The organism is Mesorhizobium sp. M1A.F.Ca.IN.020.06.1.1 (genome assembly GCF_004023265.1).
GTDB lineage: Bacteria > Pseudomonadota > Alphaproteobacteria > Rhizobiales > Rhizobiaceae > Mesorhizobium.
The window spans coordinates 1-1,177 of sequence record NZ_RZSR01001349.1 but is presented as its reverse complement, the minus strand read 5'-3'; the positions used below and the strand labels follow the sequence as shown (position 1 = coordinate 1,177).

General features: G+C 66.1%; 2 protein-coding genes. Both read right to left on the bottom strand.

All coding sequences use genetic code 11. The features are described from left to right. The coding region (locus EOA60_RS33900) for a CoA transferase (RefSeq protein ID WP_206628388.1) at positions 1–294 on the bottom strand (294 nt) is incomplete at its 3' end. Between the two features lie 15 nt (positions 295–309). Continuing rightward, on the bottom strand, positions 310–1,177 hold an 868-nt coding region (locus tag EOA60_RS33895; RefSeq protein WP_206628386.1), incomplete at its 5' end, for a tripartite tricarboxylate transporter permease.

Sequence of the window (1,177 nt, the reverse complement as noted above, 5' to 3'; positions counted from 1 at the left end):
CTCGACCAAGCCGTCCGCCGTTGCGACCAGGTCGCGGAAGCGCTCGCGGTCGGCCTCCTGCTTCAGGTCGAGCACCACCGATCGTTTGCCGGCGTTCTGCGCCAGGAAGGATGCACCCATGCCGGCTTTGTTGAGCTCCGGCGAGGCGCCAAGCTGGCGCGCGAGATCGCCGCCCGGCGGCGCCTCGACCTTGATGACGTCGGCGCCGAGCAGCGCCAGCTGGTAGGCGCAGTAAGGACCTGCCAGCACATTGGTGAGGTCGAGGACGCGTATGCCTGAAAGCAGGTCTGTCATGATGCTCCAGATCGGTCAGGCATCGCCCGGCACATGCTCTGGTCCGCGCGTGCGCCGGCGTTCGATCCAGGCCCAGATATGCGGGCCGACCAGACCGATGAAGGCGAGCGTTAAAAGCGTCAGCGAGAGCGGGTGCCGGTAGAACACCGTCCAGTCGCCATTGGCGATCGTCATCGCCCGGCGGAACTGCGTCTCGGCGAGCGGCCCGAGGATCATGCCGATGATGACCGGCGCCGTCGGAAAATCGAAGCGGCGCATCAGGAAGCCCGCCGCGCCCAGCAGATAGAGGATGATGAGATCGATCGGCGACTGCGAGATGCCGTAGGTGCCGACGGTGGCGAACACCAGAATGCCGGCATAGAGCTGCGGCGCCGGGATCTTGAGCAATCGTACCCACAGGCCGATCAGCGGCAGGTTGAGGATGACGAGGATGACGTTGGCGATGAAGAGACTGGCGATGAGGCCCCAGACGAGATTGGCCTGCGTCGTCAACAGCAGCGGTCCGGGATTGATGCCGTAGCTCTGGAAGGCCGACAGCATGATCGCCGCCGTTGCCGAGGTCGGGAGGCCAAGCGTCAGCATCGGCACCAGCACGCCGGCAGCCGACGCGTTGTTGGCAGCCTCCGGCCCGGCGACGCCTTCGATGGCGCCGACCGTGCCGAACTCCTCCTTGTGCTTGGAAAGCTTCTTTTCGATGGCATAGGACAGGAAGGTCGGGATCTCGGCCCCGCCGGCGGGCAGGGCGCCGATCGGGAAGCCGATTGCCGCGCCCCTGAGCCACGGCTTCCACGAGCGCGCCCATTCGGAAGCAGTCATGTAGAGCGAGCCCCTCAGCGGCACGATCTCGTCCTTCCCGGCATAGCGGCGCGAGGCCACGTAGAGA